This is a genomic window from Thermoactinomyces mirandus (genome assembly GCF_013868055.1).
GTDB classification, from domain to species: domain Bacteria; phylum Bacillota; class Bacilli; order Thermoactinomycetales; family Thermoactinomycetaceae; genus Thermoactinomyces; species Thermoactinomyces mirandus.
In genome coordinates this window covers 1-908 of record NZ_JACEOL010000015.1, presented here as the reverse complement: position 1 = coordinate 908, position 908 = coordinate 1, and the positions used below count along the sequence as shown (strand labels likewise).

Here is a 908-nt window from a genome sequence, read left to right as displayed (position 1 = left end):
GCAAAGCTCCAAGGAGCTTTGCATCAAGTTCAATTACAGGAAGTAGCTTAATTTCTTTTTTCTCGTTTTCTTTACAAGTATGAAGCGCGGAGAAGCTGAGTCTTATCTTTATCATACGGGCATAGACCCTGCAATGGAGCTTTTTCAGCCTCCACCCCAAGGCAGGTAGAACGAAGGAATTTAGGGACTTGGATCCTGTGTGACATGGGAGGGTAAACTCCTTGGGTCATTGTGGAGATCCACTAGCGCTCACATATTTTTACAAATAGAGGCTTGCCTCTATTTGAGTAAACCCTTAATTCCTTTTCTATACATCTATTCAAAATGTATCCGTTCTAAATGCCTGGTTCATTTTTCAAAATTGGAGAAAACGAGAGATTGAGTGAGAAAAACTTAATTTATTGAGGGAGGGTTGTATGGTGACAAACGAGATTATTCCTGGTGTACGTATTGGCAAGTTCTATATTGGAGAAAATGTTGATATTTTGAAAAAGAAGCTAAGCGGTAGAGTAGATATAGAAAAAGGAAGTCAAAGCATAGTATTAAAAACTGAAAATATGTCTTTTTGGATAGACAAAAGGACGAATAAAGTATTCCAAATTGGAGTAACAAATAACTTTAAGGGAAAGTTCTTAGATAGAATTGGATTAGGTTCTACATTATTAGATGTACAAAAAAGTATTGGAGAATGGGAAGAAGAATTTGATGTATATATCTTACCTAAGTATCCAGGTATTTGTTTTGAATTAAAGGACATAGACGACTATGAGGAAGAATGGAATGAATCAGAAATGCCGATAAATGCTATATATATATATGACCAGAATTATTTTGATGAAAAATAAAAAATGTCATCAGTTCGTTATCATAAGATAGTATTTGTTAGCTTCACTTAATGAACCCCGTTT

Annotated in this window: 1 protein-coding gene; it reads left to right on the top strand. The window is 34.8% G+C overall.

Translation table 11 applies throughout. The features are described 5' to 3' along the window. Nucleotides 1-416 precede the first annotated feature (416 nt). Nucleotides 417-845, top strand: coding sequence for a hypothetical protein (locus H2C83_RS05235; RefSeq protein WP_181738501.1), 429 nt, complete (start codon nucleotides 417-419; stop codon nucleotides 843-845). Nucleotides 846-908 lie beyond the last annotated feature (63 nt).

Bases quoted from the DNA above. Each gene is read 5' to 3' on its own strand.
- H2C83_RS05235 (WP_181738501.1), top strand. From the start codon at position 417: ATGGTGACAAACGAGATTATTCCTGGTGTACGTATTGGCAAGTTCTAT.